General features: G+C 45.9%; 14 protein-coding genes. 6 read left to right on the top strand and 8 right to left on the bottom strand.

Annotation, left to right across the window (positions count from 1 at the left end):
* Positions 1-4 precede the first annotated feature (4 nt).
* The 3 genes from VRU48_RS13350 to VRU48_RS13340 all read right to left on the bottom strand — a co-directional run bounded on the left by VRU48_RS13350 (position 5) and on the right by VRU48_RS13340 (position 3,364).
* The gene (locus VRU48_RS13350; RefSeq protein ID WP_199136062.1) at positions 5-514 is read right to left on the bottom strand and encodes an LptE family protein; all 510 of its coding nucleotides are present in this window, start codon (positions 512-514) and stop codon (positions 5-7) included.
* A 3-nt stretch (positions 515-517) separates the two neighbouring features.
* On the bottom strand, positions 518-1,750 hold the full coding sequence (locus VRU48_RS13345; protein WP_330108415.1) for a sigma-54 interaction domain-containing protein: 1,233 nt from the start codon (positions 1,748-1,750) through the stop codon (positions 518-520).
* A gap of 72 nt (positions 1,751-1,822) precedes the next feature.
* Positions 1,823-3,364 (bottom strand): MiaB/RimO family radical SAM methylthiotransferase, encoded by a 1,542-nt coding sequence (locus VRU48_RS13340; protein ID WP_330108414.1) that lies wholly within the window; start codon positions 3,362-3,364, stop codon positions 1,823-1,825.
* A 141-nt stretch (positions 3,365-3,505) separates the two neighbouring features.
* On the opposite strand from VRU48_RS13340, the gene VRU48_RS13335 reads away from it, so the two are divergent.
* Entirely contained in the window at positions 3,506-5,266 is a 1,761-nt protein-coding gene (locus VRU48_RS13335) for an AsmA family protein (protein WP_330108413.1), read from the top strand.
* Between the two features lie 140 nt (positions 5,267-5,406).
* A complete protein-coding gene (locus VRU48_RS13330) occupies positions 5,407-7,230 on the top strand; it encodes a hypothetical protein (RefSeq protein WP_330108412.1) in 1,824 nt (607 codons plus the stop codon).
* 48 nt (positions 7,231-7,278) lie between these two features.
* Here the strand turns inward: VRU48_RS13330 and VRU48_RS13325 are convergent, their stop codons facing one another.
* The 4 genes from VRU48_RS13325 to VRU48_RS13310 form a co-directional block, all read right to left on the bottom strand.
* Complete coding sequence (locus VRU48_RS13325) at positions 7,279-8,343, bottom strand: branched-chain amino acid aminotransferase (protein WP_330108411.1); 1,065 nt, start codon at positions 8,341-8,343, stop codon at positions 7,279-7,281.
* Positions 8,344-8,397: 54 nt separating this feature from the next.
* Positions 8,398-9,363, bottom strand: a complete 966-nt coding sequence (locus VRU48_RS13320; protein ID WP_330108410.1) for a tryptophan 2,3-dioxygenase family protein — start codon at positions 9,361-9,363, stop codon at positions 8,398-8,400.
* 646 nt (positions 9,364-10,009) lie between these two features.
* Positions 10,010-11,308 (bottom strand): HAD-IB family phosphatase, encoded by a 1,299-nt coding sequence (locus VRU48_RS13315; protein ID WP_330108409.1) that lies wholly within the window; start codon positions 11,306-11,308, stop codon positions 10,010-10,012.
* Between the two features lie 80 nt (positions 11,309-11,388).
* Complete coding sequence (locus tag VRU48_RS13310; protein WP_330108408.1) at positions 11,389-12,351, bottom strand: NAD-dependent epimerase/dehydratase family protein; 963 nt, start codon at positions 12,349-12,351, stop codon at positions 11,389-11,391.
* A 75-nt stretch (positions 12,352-12,426) separates the two neighbouring features.
* On the opposite strand from VRU48_RS13310, the gene VRU48_RS13305 reads away from it, so the two are divergent.
* A complete protein-coding gene (locus VRU48_RS13305) occupies positions 12,427-13,608 on the top strand; it encodes a formimidoylglutamase (RefSeq protein WP_330108407.1) in 1,182 nt (393 codons plus the stop codon).
* An 83-nt stretch (positions 13,609-13,691) separates the two neighbouring features.
* Entirely contained in the window at positions 13,692-14,843 is a 1,152-nt protein-coding gene (locus VRU48_RS13300; protein WP_330108406.1) for a TlpA disulfide reductase family protein, read from the top strand.
* A 480-nt stretch (positions 14,844-15,323) separates the two neighbouring features.
* Here VRU48_RS13300 and purD read toward each other — a convergent pair whose 3' ends face one another.
* On the bottom strand, positions 15,324-16,595 hold the full coding sequence (purD, locus tag VRU48_RS13295; protein ID WP_330108405.1) for a phosphoribosylamine--glycine ligase: 1,272 nt from the start codon (positions 16,593-16,595) through the stop codon (positions 15,324-15,326).
* Between the two features lie 171 nt (positions 16,596-16,766).
* On the opposite strand from purD, the gene VRU48_RS13290 reads away from it, so the two are divergent.
* Positions 16,767-17,069: a hypothetical protein gene (locus VRU48_RS13290; protein WP_330108404.1), complete on the top strand. Its 303-nt coding sequence runs from the start codon at positions 16,767-16,769 to the stop codon at positions 17,067-17,069.
* Positions 17,070-17,211: 142 nt separating this feature from the next.
* Entirely contained in the window at positions 17,212-20,520 is a 3,309-nt protein-coding gene (secA, locus tag VRU48_RS13285) for a preprotein translocase subunit SecA (protein ID WP_330108403.1), read from the top strand.
* The last annotated feature ends 62 nt before the right edge of the window (positions 20,521-20,582 follow it).

The raw sequence follows: 20,582 nt of genomic DNA, 5'->3' as shown, positions 1-20,582 counted from the left end.
TCCTTTACCATTGTGCAAAAGCACGGTTAAAAATGTTCTCGGTAAGCTTTACGTTTACTTCCTTAATCAGCTTTTGCTGTTGCGAAGCAAGGGTTTGTCCAGACAAAGAAAAATCGGTAAAAGCAGTGAAAACCTCATCAAAACTTTGCTTTCTTTTGCCGGTATCTACGTTGTTGATGTATTTCATACTCACCGTAATGGTTAAACGGTTGGCTCCAGCCACGGGGCGGGTATTGTCTTGAATGGCAATAGGCTTGATTTCGTAACCTGTAATGCGTCCTTCAAATACGGCATCGGCATCGGTGTTTTGGGTAATGACCAGCCTGCTTTGGTTACGGATGCGCTCTTTGAGGTCTTCGGTAAGGGTTTGGCTCAGCGTAGGCTCTACCAAAGGCGCATTGTTTTCGATATATTTCACATATACCGTTTTTAATCCCTCGGTTGATGCGCCGTTAAATTTGTAGCCACAGCCTGCTACGAGCAGTACCACCAAAAAGAAAATGAGTTTTTTCATAGCCTAGAGATTTAATTCTTTGATTTTTCTGTATAAGGTACGTTCCGAAATGCCCAGTTCCTGCGCGGCAAACTTGCGTTTTCCCTTGTGCTTTTTCAGTGCCTTTTTAATCAGGTCTGATTCCTTGTCAACCAGCGACAGCGATTCTTCCACTTCTTCGGCATCGTGCGCGTAGTTGAAATCAGAAGGAATACTGGTGGTAGGATGCTTAATGGTTAAGGTAGGCTCGCTGTTGAGTGGCTGCAAATCTACATCCTGATACAATTGGTTAATGTACTGCGGGTTGTCGGCTACAATATGCGCTGTGTTGCCACCATTTTGAATAATTTCGGCAACCAGTTTTTTCAGCTCTACCATGTCTTTTTTCATGTCGAACAGCACTTTGTACAAGATATCCCTTTCAGAAAAATCTTCCTTGCTGTTGCCATTAATGGCCATAGGCAGGTTGTTGGCCTGTTCGTTGGGTATGTATTTGAGCAATGCCTGGGCGGTTACGTTTCGGTCTTTCTCTAAAACGCAAATCTGCTCTGCAATATTTTTCAGCTGCCTCACATTTCCTGGCCAGCTGTAGTTGCTCAGCATTTGGATGGCATCTGGTTCCAGCTGTATGCCCGGACTGCGGTATTTATCGCTGAAGTCGGCCGCAAACTTGCGGAAAAGCAAATAAACATCTTCCTTGCGTTCGTGTAGCGCCGGGATGCGCAAAGGCACGGTATTTAAGCGGTAATACAAATCTTCGCGAAACTTGCCCGATTTTACCTGGTTGTACACGTCAACATTGGTCGCTGCAATAATGCGCACGTCGGTTTTTTGCACTTTAGATGAACCTACGCGCAGGTATTCGCCGCTTTCCAACACGCGCAACAAACGCGCCTGGGTGCCCAAAGGCAATTCGGCTACCTCGTCTAAAAAGATGGTGCCGCCGTTGGCTACTTCAAAATAGCCTTTACGGGCTTCGTGGGCACCGGTAAAGGAGCCTTTTTCGTGGCCGAATAATTCAGAATCAATGGTTCCTTCTGGTATGGCGCCACAGTTTACCGCAATAAAAGCACCATGTTTGCGGGTACTCATTTGGTGGATAATGTGCGAGAAAACCTCCTTGCCGCTACCGCTTTCGCCGGTAATAAGCACCGACATGTCGGTTGGGGCCACTTGCCTGGCAATATCTATGGCGCGGTTAAGCAAAGGCGAATTGCCGATGATACCGAACCTGTTTTTAATGTCTTGTATATCCATGTATGTCTGGTTTTGTTAGGGGGTAACGTAAGGCGTTAAGCGTACAAAACGCCATTCGCCAAACGCTTTACGCTAAGCAACTACTTTTCCGATCAGGGTGGCCGAGGTACAGCTTTCGATGTAAACGTTGGCATACTCGCCTGGTTTTACCGAATCGCTAACCGGGAAAACGACCATGGCATTCTCGTCGTTGCGACCACGGTATTCCTTGTCCGATTTTTTAGAGAAGCCCTCGATCAGCACCTTAACGGTTTTGCCAACGAATTCTTCTAAACAGGCTAAAGAATCTTCCTGTTGTTTTTTGAAGATTTCGGCCAGGCGACGGGCTTTCACGTCTTCAGGTACATCATCTGTGTATTTACGTGCCGCCAAGGTGCCCGGACGTTCCGAATAAGAGAAGGTATAGGCAAAATTATACTTGGCATAATGCATAATGCTCAAGGTATCTTGGTGTTCTTCTTCAGTTTCGGTGCAGAAGCCCGCAATGATATCCGATGAAATGGCGCAGCCCGGAATAATCCTGCGGATGGCATCAATACGTTCCATGTACCACTCGCGGGTATAGGTACGGTTCATCAGTGCCAAAATCCTCGAGTTGCCCGATTGCACCGGCAAATGGATGTAGTTGCAGATGTTGTCGTGCTTGGCAATGGTATATAAAACCTCGTCGGTAATGTCTTTAGGATGCGAAGTAGAGAAACGAACCCTTAAATCGGGACTGATGGCCGCCACCATGGTAAGCAATTGCGCAAAGTTAACGGCTTCTACATCGTCGCCGTTGGCTTTGGTCATGGTTGCCGGCAAATCTGTTTTGTTGATCAAGGCCTCTAGCAAAGCATCGCCGGTTAGGGTATTCATTTCGTCGGCCAGGTCGGTAGCAGTGGCTTTGGCCGGTTGGGCCTTGCTCCAGCGGTACGAATCGACATTTTGGCCCAACAGGGTTACTTCGCGATAGCCTCTGTCGAACAAGTCCTGGGCTTCGGCTACGATAGAAAAAGGATCGCGGCTGCGTTCGCGGCCACGGGTAAAAGGCACCACGCAGAACGAGCACATGTTGTCGCAGCCCCGCATGATCGAAATAAAGGCCGTAATGCCATTGCCGGTTAAACGCACCGGACTGATATCGGCATAGGTTTCTTCGCGCGAGAGGATGACGTTTACCGCCTTGCGACCGTCTTCCACCTGATTGATCAATTGAGGCAAATCGCGGTAGGCATCGGGGCCTACTACCACGTCAACCAGTTTTTCTTCTTCCAAAAACTTGGCTTTTAAACGTTCGGCCATGCAACCCAATACGCCTACAATCAGTTTGGGATTCCTTCTTTTTTCGACGCCAAACTGCGACAGGCGGTTGCGTACGCGCTGTTCGGCATTTTCGCGAATGGAGCAGGTATTGATAAAAATCACATCCGCCTGATGGTAGTCGCCGGTGGTTTCGAAGCCGGTATCGGCCAAGATCGACGCCACGATTTCGCTATCTGCAAAATTCATCTGGCAGCCGTAGCTCTCAATGTACAGTTTCCTGCCGTCGCCCTTTGGCTGGCTTTCCAGCATCAAGGCTTCTCCCTGGCGTTCTTCGTCGTGTTTCTTGTCGCTAAGCTGTAAATCTATCATCAGTAATTATCAAAATTAAGGGCATCAAAAATACAAAATATAATTTATAAATGACAAATTGTCAGCCTAAAAATCGGCTCTCCTTACAATTGGCAAACAATATGGTGTGGTTTGTTGTCTTAGGAAGTATAAAAACAGATTATGCCGACTAAAAAACGCAACTTCAAAAAAATAGCCTGGTGGATTGGAGGAGTATTCCTTTTGCTCATGGTATTGTTGGGCGGAGCGGCTATTTATTTAAGCCAAAAATGGAAGCCCCTGCTCAGCAACAAGCTCAAAGCAGGCGTAGCCGAAGCCTCCAATCGGTTATACCGCATCGATTTTAAGGATGTTCATCTCAACTTGCTCAGTGGCAATGCCGTGCTCGACAGCATCACGTTAAGCCCCGATACCAATGTGTACAATCAACTCAAACTGCAAAAGAAGGCGCCTACGCATTTGTTCAGGATTAAACTGGCGCAGCTGAAACTGAGCAGGGTGGGTATTTTAGGCGCTTATTTTAACAAGAGGATCAACATGGATGCGATTGTGCTCGATCATCCATCCATCGACATGATTTACCATAAAGTGGCCAAGCGTGAAGTGAAGAAGGACGACCGTACGCTTTACCAGCAGATTTCGAAAAGCATCAAGTCGATAAAAATAGGCCGTATTAAGGTTGTTGATGCCGATTTCGATTATTACAACGGGGCTAAAAAGCTCAATGCCATTAAGCACCTCACCATTAACGTGCGCGATGTGCTGATTGATTCGCTGGCCGACCAAGACAGCACCAGGGTTCTTTACGCCAAAGATGTGGGCTTTGCGCTAAACGGGTACCAATCGGTAGCTAAAGACAAAATGTATACGCTCAAAGTCGATACCTTGGAAGGCTCTATCAGTAGCAAAACACTCAAAATAAGGGGCTTGAAAGTAATCCCGATGTACCCCGATTTGGCTTTTAGCCGGATGTACAAGGAACAGAAAGACCGCTATGATTTAAATTTTAAAGCCATAAACCTAAGCGGGATTGATTTTATTGGGCTGAACAACGATGGCGAGCTGCATGTTAAAAAACTGGAGCTTGGTCCGGCAAAAGTGGGTGTGTTTATGAACCGCGAACTGCCTCCGCCCAACTTTGACAAAGGGCGCAACTATCCGCATGTGGCCATTAAGCGCCTGCCCATCCAAACTTTGGTCGATACGTTGCAGGTAAACCAAGTTGATGTAGCCTATACCGAATACAATCCGCAGGCCCAAGAAAGGGGTACGGTGAGACTCGAAAACCTGAGCGGCAATATCCTAAATGTAACCAATGATTCGACGAGGTTGCTTACCCATGGCCACGCATTGGCCGATTTGACTACTTACGTGATGGGCAAGGGCAAAATGAATGTGAAGATAGATTTCGACCTGAATGCCGCCGATGCCGCATTTGCTTATACCGGAACCGTAGGGCCATTTAACCTGCAGGTACTTAATCCGCTGTCTAAATCGCTGGGGCTGATCGAAATTGAAAGTGGGCAAGTGCAAAAGGTCGATTTTGCCGTAAAGGCTAATGTAAGGCGATCAAATGGCAGCATGCACTTTTATTATACCGGTTTGAAAGTCAAGCTGCTAAAAAAGGACGACGACGGACAGCAAAAGAAAAAGGGACTGCTTTCTTTTCTGGCTAATACCCTGCTGATTAAAGACGATAATCCGAGCAAAGGCGAAGCCCTAAGAACGGCCAAAATTGCCTATGAAAGAGTGCCTCAGGCCTCGTTCTTTAACCTGATGTGGAAAGGTATTTTTACAGGCATGCGCGAAACTGCAGGCATTGGCATTGTGCCGATGAAAAAAATGCCGAATCCTAAATCGGGACCACCCAGAGCACAAGGTAAAAAAGAACGCGAAACGCCAAAGAAAAAGGCCAAATCTTAAATTTGTATGGGTTGTTTTTCTGCACTTGTTGGTGTTCTTCACGAACAAGCTTTTTCCTCGGTGCTCATTCAAACCGATGATGAAGAATGCCATGGATAGCATAAAATCAATCGGTTTCTTGTATATTGGGATGCACAAAGATGGAAACCAACAATATGGCCGAAAGACCAAAGCGTAAATTCAAGCTCTTCAAATGGATAGCTGCGATACTGCTTTTTGTAGTGTTGGGCTTGGCTGGTGCATCATGGTACCTTAGCGTAAAGCTGAGGCCTATTATTGGCAGAGAGCTTAGAACATTGGTTAAAACCTCTACCCATGGGCTGTACAGCCTAGATTTTGCCACCATCCATACCAATTTCATTACGGGCACCGCTACTATTGGCGAAGTGAGGATTACCCCTGATACCAATGTGTTTAAGCAATTGATTACCGCGCAAAAAGCACCCAATAACCTCTACTATATCCGCCTGAAAAAACTATCGGTCAAAAGATTTAAGCCTTGGTCTATTTATTTCGACAAGGTGGTAGATGTAAAATTGCTGCTGTTCGATAAGCCGGAAGTGACCATGGTAAACAGGCATTTCGATTTTAACGATAACCTGCCCCCGAGGCCTCGCAAATCGCCATACGAATATATTGCCAAGCTTTTTAAATCGCTGCGGGTAGAAATGGTCGATTTTAAGAACATGAAGTTGAAGTACGTGGACAACAACGGACCGGTGCCCGAAATCGATTCGATAGCCAACATGAACGTTACGCTCAAAGATTGGCTCATCGATCCAACCTCGGCACAAGATACCAGCCGCTTGTACCTCCTCAAAGACATCGACGTCAATATTAGCGATTATACCTATGCCACGCCCGATAGCATGTACCACCTCAACGTACATCAGCTCGATTTCAATGCCAAAAGCGGCAAGCTCAGCTTAAAGCATTTTGGGGTTGTGCCCAGGTATAGCGAGGGTGCTTTTTCCCGAGTGGCCGGCTATGCCAAGTCGCGTTACCACATTCAATTAGACAATTTGGGGCTAAATGGCATAGACTTGCCCGCCTTTATTCAAAAAAGAGAGCTTTACGCCGACGAAATGAGCATCGCCGAGGGTAGCGTTTCGGTGTTCAGGAACAGCACTTTCCCCAAATTGGAAAAAGTAAGAACCGGACGGTTTCCGCAACAGCTTTTGCAAAAGCTCGATCTGCCGATGAGCATCAAAAAGGTAAGTTTGGGCAACATCAACATCAGCTATGCCGAATTTAGCAGAAGGAGTTTACAAAAGGGCAAGGTTACTTTCGATAAAACTTCGGGTACCCTGAGCAACGTGACCAATATGCCTAAGGTAAAAAGTGTACAACCCATTATGCAGGCCGATTTACAGAGCCACATTATGGGGCAAGGCAAATTGGAAATTAGCTTCAAGTTCGATTTAAACTCGCCTATTGGCGCTTTTAGCTATAAGGGCAGTATCAACGATATGGATGGCCGTAAGCTCAATCCCGTTTCCAAGCCTTTGGGTTTGATGCAGATCAACAAGGGAACGATCAAACAATTGGCCTTTGATATAGCGGCCGATGAGCAAGGGGCCAAGGGCAAGGTCAGGTTCAGGTTCAACGATTTGTCGCTTACCCTGCTTAAAAAGGAAGAAGGCGAAGAATGGCTGAAACGCAAGGCTTTGCTTTCTATTTTGGCCAATGCCTTGGTTATTCGCTCAGATAACCCCGATTCGACAGGAGAATTTACCATTGCACCCGTCCAGTTTGAGCGCAAGCCCACCAGTTCTTTCTTTAATTTTGTTTGGAAAACCCTTTTTCAGGGCATCAAATATAGTATTGGTGTAACGCCACAAAAAGAAGCCGAAATCAGGGCTAAAATTGCATCTTTCGAACAGATGAAAGGCGATAGGGAAGAACGCCGCAAGCGCAGGCAGGAACGTCGCGAACGGCGTGAAAGGGAAGAAGCTAATAAATAAACGCTGCGCCTTATAGGTTTTTAAAACTTATAAGGCGTAGCGGAAATATTATACTACCCAGTTCCAGCCAAATTGGTCTGGCGCCAGGCCGTAACGAATATCGTTTAGTTTTTTGGCAATGGCAGGCGAAATGGTGCGTGTGCTTACCTCAGCTAAGGTGTAAAGCTCGCCATCGTAGCCAATGCTGCCAATTTGGGTAACCGTTGCGGCGGTACCTACGGCAAAAGCTTCTGTTAGGCTTCCGTTTTTGGCACCTTCCAAAATCTCGGCAATCGACACCTTTCTTTGCTCTACTTCAATGCCCATTTCTTTGGCCAGTACAATGATCGTATCGCGGGTTACGCCATTTAAAATGGTTTCGCCAACGGCCGGGGTTACCAGTTTGTTGTTCAAAATGAACATCACATTGGCTGCGCCCGATTCTTCTACGTATTGGTGCGTGGCCGAATCCGTCCAAATCAATTGGTCGAAACCTTCTTTTTGGGCTTCGGCAAAAGGATGCAACGAACGGGCATAGTTTCCGGCGGTTTTGGCATAGCCTACGCCACCTTCGTTGGCACGTGTATAATGGGTTTCGATTTTTACTTTTAAAGCTTTGTTGTAGTAAGGACCGCTTGGATTAGCCAATACCACAAATTTATAGGTTGAGCTTGCCTTTACGCCCAATTCGGCATCGGTGGCAAACATTACCGGCCTCAGGTACAAAGAATAGTTTTCTTCGCTAGGCACCCAAGCCTTGTCGATATTGATGAGGCTGGCAATACCTTGCATAAATACTTCTTCGGGGATGGTAGGCATAGCCATACGCGCCGCCGAGATGTTAAAACGCTCAAAGTTTTTATCAGCCCTAAATACGCTTACCTCGCCGTTTGGCAACCGGTAGGCCTTCATTCCCTCAAAAATGGCTTGTCCATAATGCAAAGCAGAAATGGCCGGGCTCATGGCAATAGGGCCATAAGGCAGGATTTCAAAGTTCTTCCATTCGCCATCTTCAAAATCTGCAACAAACATGTGGTCGGTGAAGACCTTTCCGAAAGGCAGCACATTGAAGTCTGTTTCTCCCAACCTCGAGTGGCTGGTTTTTGTAGTCTTGATTTGTAAGGTATCTATCACGGTTTTAAAGATTTATTGCTACAAAAGTAGGGAAAAAACGTGTTTTAACGTAATTTATTTGTCATTTCGAAGTGTTTTGAGCACACTAAGCACCCACGATTTTCCCCATTCTTCCATTTGCTCTTCGGTCCATAAAAAAGGATAGAAAATGCGTTTTTGGAAACGTGGTGGCAGGTATTTTTGCCAATTGGTGCCACCGGTGGCCGCAATGTCGATCGGATCTTTCTCCAGGTAGCGTACGGCCGATTTGTAATGCGACAAAGGCCATTCTACGTTCACATATAAATCCAGTTTACGCAGTTCTTCCGCCAGTTCGCTTACGTCGGCACCTTGGCTTTCCAGCTGGTGGTACAACGCAGCAAAATTGCTGTGTTCTCGCGCTTTGGCCAGTTGCAAAAACTGGGCGGCATATTTTTGGATAAACTGTTTGAGGGTGAGCGTTTGTTTGCCGGTGGCCAATTCGGTAGCGCCGAATTTCCAGTAAATGTATTCGAACTGCTCGTCGATGCTCGCATTTTTCAGGGCCTCGCGCTGGCTCTTGTCAACCAGCTGGGTAAAGTTGGTGGCGCTGATTTCTATCATGCGGTACTGGCCCGACTGGAACCCGCTGGCTGGCAACAGCGACATGCGGAATTTGAGGAACTGCTCTTTTTCCATGCCGTTTACCATGACCTCGAAAGAGGTAGTGAGCGCATGGAAATAGGCGTTGATGCGCTTAACGCGTTCGGTAAAAAACTGTACCGTAAGTTGCGGATGCTCGGCAATTTGCCTACACTCGTGTAGCGAAAGCTTGAAATAGAGCTCCGTAATCTGGTGGTACATGATGAAAATTTCCTCATCGGGAAAAGGCGTTTTGGGGCTTTGCAGGCTCAGCAGCGTATCCAGGTGGATGTAATCCCAATAGGTGAGGAAATCGGCATACAAAAGGCCGTCGAGGTAAGAGGCCATATCCTGGCCCATCGCCTCGTATTTTTCTTGAAGCTTGTCTAGCTTGTTCTTGATTTCTGGCGTAAAATCCATGGTAATCTATTGAAGTTGGCCATTTGCCATAGCAAGGCCAATAAGGTTGTTAAATCTGTTGTTTTGGCGGGTAGCATACCCTAATTTAAGAAATAATCGGCGTTAGCTGGGCCTCGCGATCACTAAACTGATAATGCCCGCCCATTTCCAGGCCCTGAAGGCTTCGGAGAAACTGAAAACGGTAAGCGACGGGCTGATCATGGCTGCAATTTAAGGAAAATTTGGCAGGCTGGCAATTGCATGGAGGATGAACGTTTCAGCAGCAGGGCGAAAATGGGATGATCTGGATTTGAAATCCAGGCTTATTTGGGCCGGGATGGCATATCCCGACCAGCTTGGTAGTATGAAAAGGCTTTTGTTGCTTAATCAGATGGCCTTTGCAGATTCGGAAGGGATAGCGGGTTGATCTTTTGCAATGACTTACGTATGGTAGATACAAGCAAGATGGCAGAAGCAAAAAGTATAAACTTTCGTTTGGCACTAGAGCACCGCGTCTCCATATTGCGCCGTTAAGATCGACACGGCTAGCGCAACGAATATGCAACAGCCTTGATTCTTTGGTCCTTTCTCATCAAGGAGAAAGGACTAATCTCGTTTGGCTAGGAGATCCGAAGCCACCTCTCTGGCAACAGAAAACCAGATACGATCAATACAACACCCTAAATTTAATGGTATGGTCTATTTTCTTGAGCGATTTGAACAACTGCTTGTCGTACTCGGCATTAATATCGGTAATGGCATAGCCCAAGGTAGCATTGGTCATTAAAAATTGCCCAACAATGTTGATGTTATGCTTGGCAAAAATGGTATTGATCTGCGCCATAATGCCCGGTACGTTTTTATGGATATGGATCAAGCGGTGCGATTTGTCGATGGCCGGCAGCTGCAGGTTCGGGAAATTGCAGCTCAGGTATGTAGTGCCCTTGTTCATGAAATCGATCATCCTTTTAGGCAGAAAGGAAACATTGCGCGGATTGGCCTTTGGATCGTCGAATACCACAATGCCCATTTCGTTGCAGGTTTGTAGCGAGAACTTGTTTTTAACGTTGCCCAAATAGCCAATGGTTTTGAGTTTAACGGCACGTTTAAGCTTGTCGTCTTCAATTTTTTCGCCATCGGCCAACAGTATCATGCCCACATCGCCCACATATTTCTCTTCAAAAGCAGCTTTATGCCTAATCGAAAGCCCGTCTTTTTTAAGCAGGGCAATGCTTTCGGCTGGGACATCGCCAATCACAAGGCATAAAATCCTGTTTTTTGGATAGGAAATGGCTCGTGGCAGGTTGTTTACATACAAAAACTCGTCGAAGCTCGGCGTAACGTGGTCGGCTTTTGAAACGATGCTTTCGCGGGCAATATTTTCGGTAAAGGCAAAGAACTTTTTAATCAGGCCGCTTTCGCGCAGCTGAAAATCAGAATAGCCGTCGCCGATGCCATACAAGTCGCCCTGCAGGTCGAGCTGGCGCATCAGCTTCACCTTGCCACCCTCTTCGCTTAGCGGATTGGCATGGTCGTAATCTATAATCTTGCCATCGCCGGTGGTAACGAAGGTGTTGGCATAAATGTTTTCCTTTTTAATATGGTATTGGCTGACAACCGGCGTAATAAATTCCTTGAATCCGCCAGAAACGATTAGCACCTCGTCGGCATGTTTCTTAAAAAAGGCCTTGTTGCGCGAGAAAGAACTCGACACCTTTTTCTTTAAGCGGGTAACCAATTGTTTCAGGTGGGTTTCGTTGGCTTCGAGCAACTTTACGCGTTGGGCCAGGCTTTCTGAAAAAGAGAGCTTGCCTTCCATGGCCAGGTTGGTGTAATCTTCTATTTTCTGAAAAATAGCCTCTTTGTCGGGGTGTTTGCTTAGGGAGATACGGGCTAGCTCATCCAAGGCCTCAACCTGGGTAAATGTGCTATCAAAATCGATAATGTAAAAGGCTTTCTTCAACATTGTTGCGGAATAAATAAAGGTTTGCTTCTGTTTGGCGCAAAGATAGTAATACTTGTTGTTCTTGGCTACAAGCCCCTTACTTATTTCAGGGCCTGGCAAACTTCCAGTATGCTGGTTTGAAGCGGCTTAAACTGGATGGGAACGGTTTTGCTGATTTTGGCATTGCTGTAGTAGCTATGGTTAAAGCTGCTGCGGGCCGCATCTTTGGTTAGTGCCGGTGCCTTTCGGGTAAACCACGAGGCCACTTTGGCTGCACGCCAGGCAATGCCCAACATCCAAGGCTTGGCCTCTGTTGAAGGTGCCTTGATGCCAAAGCCCTTGGCAATGGTCGCGAAAAAATCCTTGTAATTGAGGTTGTCGGCCGAAAGGGTATAACGTTCGCCGGTAATTGGACTGTTCATGAGCAAAATCATGCACTTGGCCACGTCTTCTACATCTACAATGCCTGTGGCACCGTCGGTATAAAACTTCAGGCCCTCTTTAACCAGTTTAAAAATAGCGCCACTGCCTGTAAAACCTGCATTTTTGCCAATAATAACGGCCGGATTTACAATAACCGCATCCAAGCCTTCGGCTAGGCCGCGCCATACCTCCATTTCGCCCTCGTATTTAGAAATAGCGTAAGAATGCACATGCGGATCGTACTCCCAAAAATCCTTTTCGGTAATCTGTTCACCTTTTTTGGCATTGCCCAGGGCGGCTACCGAACTTACGTGCAGCAATCTTGCCCCATGTTCCAGACACAGGTTAACGATATTGGCGGTACCCTCGATATTGACTTTAAGCAGTTTGGCCTTGTCTTTGGGGTCGAAAGAAATAAAGGCGGCACAATGATAAACCTGCGTAACTCCCTCAAAAGCATCGGCCAGGGTTTCGGGCTCGTTGATGTCGGCTATGCGCCAATCGACCAGGGAATTATCTTTAATCAAATCGGGAATATTGGCCGTGCTTCTTTTGATGGCCCGTACCTGTAATTGCTGTGCCGTAAGCTGCCTGATCAGTTCTGCTCCTAAAAAGCCCGTTGCGCCGGTTACCAGTATCATATCATTTTTTTTAGGGAGTTCATTAAAATATGCGCCCAAAAATAGATATTTGATGCCAACATTCATACCGCCATTATGTCCTTATCAGATTTTTTTTCGCCCATCAATCCCGAAAAATTTAGTCCCAAACAAGGGTTTTTTACCAGTCAGCTGGGATTGAAGGCCAGTTTTTACACCGATCAGTTCCCTGATTTGGAAGAAAAACAATATGATATCGCCATTTTTGGGGTAAACGACGACCGCGGAGCCGTGAACAACAATGGCTGTGCCTTGGCCGCCGATTATTTCAGGGAGCAGTTTTATGCGCTGAACGAAGGTGCATTTACCTCCAAGATCATCGATTTGGGCAATATCATAGCCGGAAAAGAAGTGTCTGATACCTATTTTGCGGTGAAAACCGCCGTGGCCGAATTGGTGAAAATGAATATCCTGCCTATTATTATTGGTGGCGGACAAGACATTACCTATGCCCAATACATGGCCTATGAGAGCCTGGAGCAAAAAGTAGACCTGGTGGTGGTCGATTCGAAGTTTGATTTGGATGAAGACGAGCACGAAAGCGTTGAAACCACTTCTGTTTCTTACCTGAGCAAGATTTTTCTGCACCAGCCCAACTACCTGTTCAATTTCAGCAATATCGGTTACCAAACCTATTTTGTAAACCAGGATAGCCTGAAGGTAATGGACAAGCTTTATTTTGATGTGCACCGTTTGGGCGAGTTTTTGCCCGATATGACCTTGACTGAACCCATTTTGCGCAATGCGAACATGATCAGTTTCGATTTGGGCGCCATCCGTTCGTCTGATGCCTGTGCCAATATCAACGCCGGACCCAATGGTTTTTATGGCGAAGATGCCTGTCGGATTGCCCGCTATGCCGGGATGAACGATAAACTGACCTCGATCGGCTTTTACGAGTTCAATCCGGCCTACGATAGAAACGGCCAAACAGCCATGCTGCTGGCGCAGATGGTCTGGTATTTTTTAGAGGGTTTTTACAACCGCAAGCAGGATTTTCCGCTTACGCCAAAATCGCAGTACATCATTTACCGAACCAGTTTAAAAGACGGTTCGGGCGAAATGAATTTTGTAAAGAGCAAGCGTTCAGACCGTTGGTGGATGCAGGTGCCCTATCCGTCGGGCATTTCAAAAAACGAGCGCTACCATTTGGTGCCTTGCCGTTACGAAGACTACAATACGGCCGTTAATGGCGAAATGCCCAACCTGTGGTGGCGTACCTACCAGAAGCTCAGCTAATTTTACAAAAGAATTAATCGCACATTTTGTGCGTTTTACTATATTTGATACCTAAAGCACCTAAACCTTATATTTATAAAACAATGAAAAAATTAATCTTATCAGCCGTATGCCTTTTACCTATGGGCGTAATGGCGCAACAAGCCTATACCATTAAAGGCGATGTGAAAGCCTTGAAAACCGGCGACAAAATTTTCCTTTCTTACGTTGAAGGAGGCCAAAGAAAAGCAGATTCGGCTGTAGTAGCCAATGGAGCTTTCGAATTGAAGGGCATGGTAAAGGAACCGACTAGTGGCACCTTGTTCCTTAATAAAAACCCTTATGTAAACCGTCCTGCAAAAGGCGAAGTGTTGGATATGAAGAGCGTTTATATCGAGCCGACTACTTTCAAAGTTGAAGGAACCGACTCGTTGAAGCATGTAAAAATCGTAGGCTCTAAAATCAACGATGAAAATGCAAAGCTAACGCAACTGTTAAAGCCGGTTGACGATAAAATAGCTGGGCTGATGAAAGAATACAGTGCCTATACGCCTGAGCAGAAGAAAGATGATGCCTTTATGGAAGCTTTTTATGATAAATACGAGGCTTTAAACAAAGAGAAAAATCCTGTATATGAGAAATTTGTGACCGAAAACCCTAATTCGTTCATTGCCTTGGTTTCGGTAAGGAATATGATGGGTTCTGATTTTGATCCGAAAGCGGTAGATCCGGTATTTTTGAAGTTATCGGCAGCCAACAAAGGAACAGAAATGGCCAAAAAGATGAAGGATATCATTGACGGCGTGAAGAAAACCCAAATTGGTATGTCGCCAGAGTTTACCCAAAACGATGCTGATGGCAAGCCTGTTAAATTATCTGATTTTAAAGGCAAATATGTATTGGTTGATTTCTGGGCTTCTTGGTGTGGTCCTTGTCGTCAGGAAAATCCTAATGTAGTAGCTGCTTATAACAAATTTAAAAATAAAAACTTTACCGTATTGGGCGTTTCTTTAGATGGAGGAGCTACTCGTACTACAAAAGATGCTTGGTTAAAAGCAGTTAAAGACGACGGTTTAACTTGGACACATGTTTCTGATCTAAAAGGATGGGAAAATGAAGTGTCTAAAGGATATGGCGTTCAAGGTATTCCTTTCAATTTCTTAGTTGATGCCAAAGGAAAAATCGTTGGCAGAAACCTTAGAGGCGCAGCACTTGAGGCTAAATTAACAGAGCTATTAGATAAAAAGACCAAATAATAGCTGTTGATAAATGAAAAAGGGGCTGTTTCTTTTATAATGAAACAGCCCCTTTTTAGTTTTACTCGCAATCGTCTCCCGCAAGTTCGTCGAAAACAGAGGGACATCGCTCACTTGCTTCCAAGCAAGTTAATGCACCTAAAAATATGGAATGCGTTGAGGTAGTACATACCCAGACATTACAAAAACAGCTTTCGCCACCACTTGCATTTCCTCCTGATACTTTTTTTAATTGTGTTCTAGACAATACTTCGCCTACAGGCTTGTTTGCTTTTTTCATCATCATTTAGTTTTTAGTGAGAATTGCGGTTAATTGTAAGACCACTAGGTAATCTTATCCATAAAAATAAATGATTTACGGGTTGGTTTCTTTAAAGTTAAAATAATGAACATTTCGGACAAAAAAAGCCCCGAGAATATCCCGGGGCTTTCGGATTTATAGGCTTTCAAAGTTTTTAAACCTTTGAAGGTGTTCTCCTTTTACATCAAATCAAACCCAATGTCTTCTCTAAAGTATTTGCCATCAAAATAAATACGGGCTGCATCGGCGGTGGCGCATTGTAGCGCGTTAAATTGGCTGTCTTGTACGCTGGTAATGGCCAATACCCGGCCGCCATTGGTTTTAACCTGTCCACCTTCTAAAAGGGTTCCGGCATGAAAGGCATGAGAATCGCGCAGGTTTTCTAAGCCGGCAATTACCTTTCCTTTCTCATAAGGGCCCGGATAGCCACCCGCTACAATCATTACGGTAGCGGCGTTTTTAGCACTAATCGCTAACTGATAACTGCCCAACTGCTTATTGGCGCTGGCCATGAATAGTTCTACCAGGTCGCTTTCGATGCGGGGAATCACGCTTTCGGTCTCCGGATCGCCCATGCGACAGTTGTATTCGATTACATAAGGCTTATCGCCTACTTTAATGAGGCCAAAGAAGATAAAACCGGTATAATCGATTTGGTCTTTGAGCAATCCGTCGATAGTGGGCTGGATAATGCTGTTTTTAATGTCGGCCAAGAAAGCTTCGTTGGCAAAAGGAACCGGCGAAACAGAACCCATGCCACCGGTATTCAAGCCGGTATCGCCCTGGCCAATGCGTTTGTAGTCTTTCGCCTCTGGCAAAATCACATAATTTTTACCGTCGGTTAGTACAAAAACAGAAAGTTCGATGCCGGTTAAAAACTCTTCAATCACCACCGTAGCGCCGGCCGAGCCGAATTTGCCACCCAGCATCAGCTTCAGCTCTTCTTGGGCTTCGGCTGTGTTATCAATAATCAATACACCCTTTCCGGCCGCCAAGCCATCGGCTTTTAAAACTACCGGTAGCGCATGATTTTGCAGGTAAGCCAGGCCTTCGTCCAGGTTTTCGTTGGTAAACGACCTCGACTTGGCTGTCGGAATGCCATGGCGCTCCATAAACTGTTTCGAAAAATCCTTGCTGCCTTCTAAAATGGCACCTTCTTTTTTAGGGCCGATTACTGGAATATGCGCCAAAGCCTCGTCATTGCTGAAAAAATCGTGTACTCCGTTTACCAAGGGCTCTTCTGGACCAACCACCAGCAATCCGATGTTTTCTTTCAAGGCAAAGGCCTTAATGGCTTCGAAATCGTTGGGGTTAAGGTTTACGTTTTTGCCATAGGCACTGGTTCCGGCATTGCCGGGTGCTATAAACAAGGTGTCGCATTGGGCCGATTGGCTGATTTTCCAGGCAAAAGCACATTCTCTTCCGCCAGAACCAAGGAGTAAAATATTCATCAATAGTGGTTTTTCTATGTCAACAAAGATATTGCTTTCTGTTCAGAAGCGTGGAGAAAATCTAAATAAACCTATTGGGTAGCCGATTTGGCAGTAAATGAAAAGTGGAATTGTATTTGCTGTGAATCAGATTTCTGTATGTAAAAGATTAAAATTAGATTTGCCGCTAGAATGAGACACCTCGTTACCATATCTCTTGTATTTTTTAGCCTTACGCACTTGGCCAAAGCCGAGCGTGTAGAGGACTTGAGGTATTTGAGCGACAGGTACTGCAACAAGCAGCAGATCGGTACGGAAATCGTTTCGTTGGGCACGGCTCAGCAAGACCACGACCGCAACCCGTTCTTCTTATCATACAACGATTTAAGCAGCATCGGCACGCTTCCCGAAACAGAAGTAGCCAAATACAGTGCGCCCAGCCATTTTATGGCCAGTCCGGCCACCAGGGAACAGCCCCGAAACAACAGTCCCTAAGTAGTATTACATCGCGCATTTACCTTTTTAAAGGCATTTGGAGCCTCATGCTCCACCCGCAACTGCCATTTGGCCTGCAAAGACCATAACTGGTTGTTGTTCATTGAACATTTTTGAATATATACAAACACCCACAATACACATGTTAGGATTTTTAGCCAAGATATTTGGAAGCAAATCAGAAAGAGATATCAAGGCATTGCAGCCCTTGGTGCAGCAGATTAACGAGGCTTATGCCAAACTCTCGTCGTTGAGCAATGACGAACTGAGACACAAAACGATAGAATTTAAGGCAACCATTGCCGAAGCCTTAAGCAAAATAGATGCACAGATTGCCGATGTAAAGCAGCAAGCAGAGCAACAAGATTTGCCTTTGCACGAGAAAACGGCGCTTTACGACCAGGTTGATGCCTTAGGCAAGGAGCGCGATGCCGAATTGGAGAAAGTATTGTTGCAGATTATGCCTGATGCTTTTGCCGTAGTCAAAGAAACTTCGCGCCGCTTAAGCGAAAACGAACAGCTGGAAGTTACCGCTACCCAATTCGACAGAGATTATGCCGCCCGCAAAAGCAATGTAAAAATTGTTGGCGATAAAGCCCTTTGGGCAAACCGCTGGGATGCTTCTGGTACCGAAGTGGTATGGAACATGGTTCATTACGACGTACAGTTGATTGGCGGTATGGTATTAAACAGCGGCAAAATTGCCGAGATGGCTACGGGTGAGGGTAAAACCTTGGTAAGTACCCTGCCAGCCTATTTAAATGCTTTGGCCGGTCAAGGCGTACACATTGTAACCGTGAACGATTACCTGGCCCGACGCGACTCGGAGTGGAATGGTCCATTATTCGAATTCCACGGCATTAGTGTTGATTGTATCGACAAGCACGAACCCAACTCGCAAGAACGTAGAAACGCCTATTTAGCTGATATTACCTATGGTACCAACAACGAATTTGGTTTCGACTACCTGCGCGACAACATGTCGCAAACGCCAGATCAATTGGTGCAACGAAAATTGCACTTTGCCATGGTGGATGAGGTCGATTCGGTATTGATTGACGATGCCCGTACACCTTTGATTATTTCTGGTCCGGTGCCATTTGGCGATCAGCACGAATTTTATGAGCTGAAACCACGCATCGAGCGTTTGGTCAATGCCCAAAAGGCCTACGTTACGCAAGCTTTAAACCAGGCGAAAGCCTTAATTAACAGTGGCAATGCCGGAACCGAAGAAGGCGAAGGCGGTTTGGCCTTGTTACGTGCACACCGCGGTTTGCCAAAAAACAAAGCCTTGATCAAATTTTTGAGCGAAGGCAGTGTAAGACAAACCTTGCTAAAAACGGAAAACCACTACATGGCCGATCAGTCTAAGAATATGCCTAAGGTAGATTCTGAACTGTTCTTCTATATCGATGAGAAAAACAATCAGGTAGAATTAACCGAAAAAGGTATCGAACTGATTACCCAATCGGGCGAGGATGCCCATTTCTTTGTATTGCCTGATGTAGGTACCGAAATTGCCGAAATCGAGAAATCGAGCCTGAGCAGCGAAGAAAAAATTGCCAAAAAAGACAACCTGATGCGCGATTATTCTGTCAAAGCAGAACGTATCCACTCGGTAAACCAATTGTTGAAAGCCTACACCTTGTTCGAAAAAGATGTAGAATATATCATAGACGAAGGCAAAATCAAAATCGTTGACGAGCAAACCGGCCGTATCATGGACGGTCGCCGTTACTCAGACGGTTTGCACCAAGCCATTGAGGCCAAGGAAAGCGTAAAGGTAGAAGATGCCTCGCAAACCTATGCCACCATTACCTTGCAAAACTTCTTCCGTATGTACCACAAGCTTTGCGGTATGACGGGTACGGCAACCACTGAAGCCGGCGAGTTCTGGTCTATCTATAAATTAGACGTGGTAGAAATTCCGACCAACAGAAGCTTGGCCAGGAAAGACCAACAGGATTATGTGTACAGAACCGTAAGGGAAAAATACAATGCCGTTGCCGAAGAAATCGTAAAACTGACAGAAGCAGGCCGTCCGGTATTGGTAGGTACCACTTCGGTAGAGATTTCCGAATTGTTGAGCCGTATGCTGAAGCTGCGCGGCATCAAGCACAATGTATTGAACGCCAAGTTGCATCAGAAAGAGGCCGATATCGTGGCCGAAGCAGGTCAGGCAGGCACGGTAACCATCGCTACCAACATGGCTGGTCGTGGTACCGACATCAAGTTGGGTCCAGGTGTAAAAGAAGCTGGAGGTTTGGCCATTATTGGTACCGAGCGCCACGAGTCTCGTCGCGTAGACAGGCAGTTGCGCGGTCGTTCAGGTCGTCAGGGAGATCCGGGAACCTCGCAGTTCTTCGTATCGTTGGAAGACAACTTGATGCGTTTGTTCGGTTCGGAGCGTATTTCTAACATCATGGTGAAAATGGGTATCGAAGACGGTGAAGTAATTCAGCATTCGATGATTACCAGCTCTATCGAGCGTGCACAGAAAAAAGTAGAGGAAAACAACTTCGGCATCCGTAAGCGTTTATTGGAGTACGACGATGTGATGAACTCGCAGCGTACCGTAATCTATGCCAAACGCAGAAATGCCTTGTTCGGCGATCGTTTAGACGTTGATATGAACAACATGGTGTTTGATGTGGCCGAAGATATCGTAACCGAATACAAAGAAAGCACCAATTACGAAGGCTTCAGACTGGAAGTAATCAAGAACTTCTCGGTTGATACCAGTATCGACGAAAACGAATTCAACTCGAAGAACATCCATACCTTAACCGATAAATTGTTCGAAGAAGTTACGGCTTTCTATGCCCGTAAATCAGAAAACGTCATCAATCAGGCCATGTCTGTATTGACCGATATCTATAGAGAAAGAGGTCATGAAATTGGCCAGGTGGTTGTACCTTTTACTGATGGCATCCGTCAGATCCAAGTGCCGGTTGATTTGAAAAAAGCAATCGACAACAACGGTAGGGAAGTAACCAAGGCCTTCGAAAAGACCATTATCCTGGCTTTGATAGACGACAGCTGGAAAGAGCATTTGCGCGAAATGGACGAATTGAAACAATCGGTTCAGAACGCGGTTTACGAGCAAAAAGATCCATTGATCATTTACAAAATGGAGGCTTTCAACCTGTTTAAAGGCATGTTGAGCGTGGTAAACAAAGAAGTAGTGAGCTTCTTGTTTAAAGGCGGTATTCCGGTGCATCAAGATGCCGGCGAGGTAAGAGAGGCTAGGGCACCACAGCCACAGCCAAGCAAATTGCGCATGTCTAAGCCCGAATTCAACGAATCGAGCAGCAGCGGCATGCCAATGGAAGATACCCGCGAAATGGCACCGCCACAGCCTATACGCAAAGAAGCAACCGTTGGCCGTAACGAGCCTTGCCCTTGTGGCAGTGGCAAAAAATACAAAAACTGCCACGGTGCTAACGCATAATTTGTAATACCAGATAAGAATGCCGAATTTTGTAAAAAAGTTCGGCATTTTTTTTGCCCCAA

It is taken from the genome of Pedobacter albus, from assembly GCF_036324255.1.
In the GTDB taxonomy this organism is placed as follows: domain Bacteria; phylum Bacteroidota; class Bacteroidia; order Sphingobacteriales; family Sphingobacteriaceae; genus Pedobacter; species Pedobacter albus.
Note: the sequence above shows the minus strand (reverse complement) of the source record. Positions and strands in the feature narration are given on the sequence as shown.

Excerpts from the sequence above, each read along its gene's own strand:
- secA (WP_330108403.1), top strand. The coding sequence starts at position 17,212 with ATGTTAGGATTTTTAGCCAAGATATTTGGAAGCAAATCAGAAAGAGAT.
- VRU48_RS13290 (WP_330108404.1), top strand. The coding sequence starts at position 16,767 with ATGAGACACCTCGTTACCATATCTCTTGTATTTTTTAGCCTTACGCAC.
- purD (WP_330108405.1), bottom strand. The coding sequence starts at position 16,595 with ATGAATATTTTACTCCTTGGTTCTGGCGGAAGAGAATGTGCTTTTGCC.
- VRU48_RS13340 (WP_330108414.1), bottom strand. The coding sequence starts at position 3,364 with ATGATAGATTTACAGCTTAGCGACAAGAAACACGACGAAGAACGCCAG.
- VRU48_RS13310 (WP_330108408.1), bottom strand. The coding sequence starts at position 12,351 with ATGATACTGGTAACCGGCGCAACGGGCTTTTTAGGAGCAGAACTGATC.
- VRU48_RS13320 (WP_330108410.1), bottom strand. The coding sequence starts at position 9,363 with ATGGATTTTACGCCAGAAATCAAGAACAAGCTAGACAAGCTTCAAGAA.
- VRU48_RS13350 (WP_199136062.1), bottom strand. The coding sequence starts at position 514 with ATGAAAAAACTCATTTTCTTTTTGGTGGTACTGCTCGTAGCAGGCTGT.
- VRU48_RS13330 (WP_330108412.1), top strand. The coding sequence starts at position 5,407 with ATGGAAACCAACAATATGGCCGAAAGACCAAAGCGTAAATTCAAGCTC.
- VRU48_RS13300 (WP_330108406.1), top strand. The coding sequence starts at position 13,692 with ATGAAAAAATTAATCTTATCAGCCGTATGCCTTTTACCTATGGGCGTA.
- VRU48_RS13305 (WP_330108407.1), top strand. The coding sequence starts at position 12,427 with ATGTCCTTATCAGATTTTTTTTCGCCCATCAATCCCGAAAAATTTAGT.
- VRU48_RS13335 (WP_330108413.1), top strand. The coding sequence starts at position 3,506 with ATGCCGACTAAAAAACGCAACTTCAAAAAAATAGCCTGGTGGATTGGA.
- VRU48_RS13315 (WP_330108409.1), bottom strand. The coding sequence starts at position 11,308 with ATGTTGAAGAAAGCCTTTTACATTATCGATTTTGATAGCACATTTACC.
- VRU48_RS13345 (WP_330108415.1), bottom strand. The coding sequence starts at position 1,750 with ATGGATATACAAGACATTAAAAACAGGTTCGGTATCATCGGCAATTCG.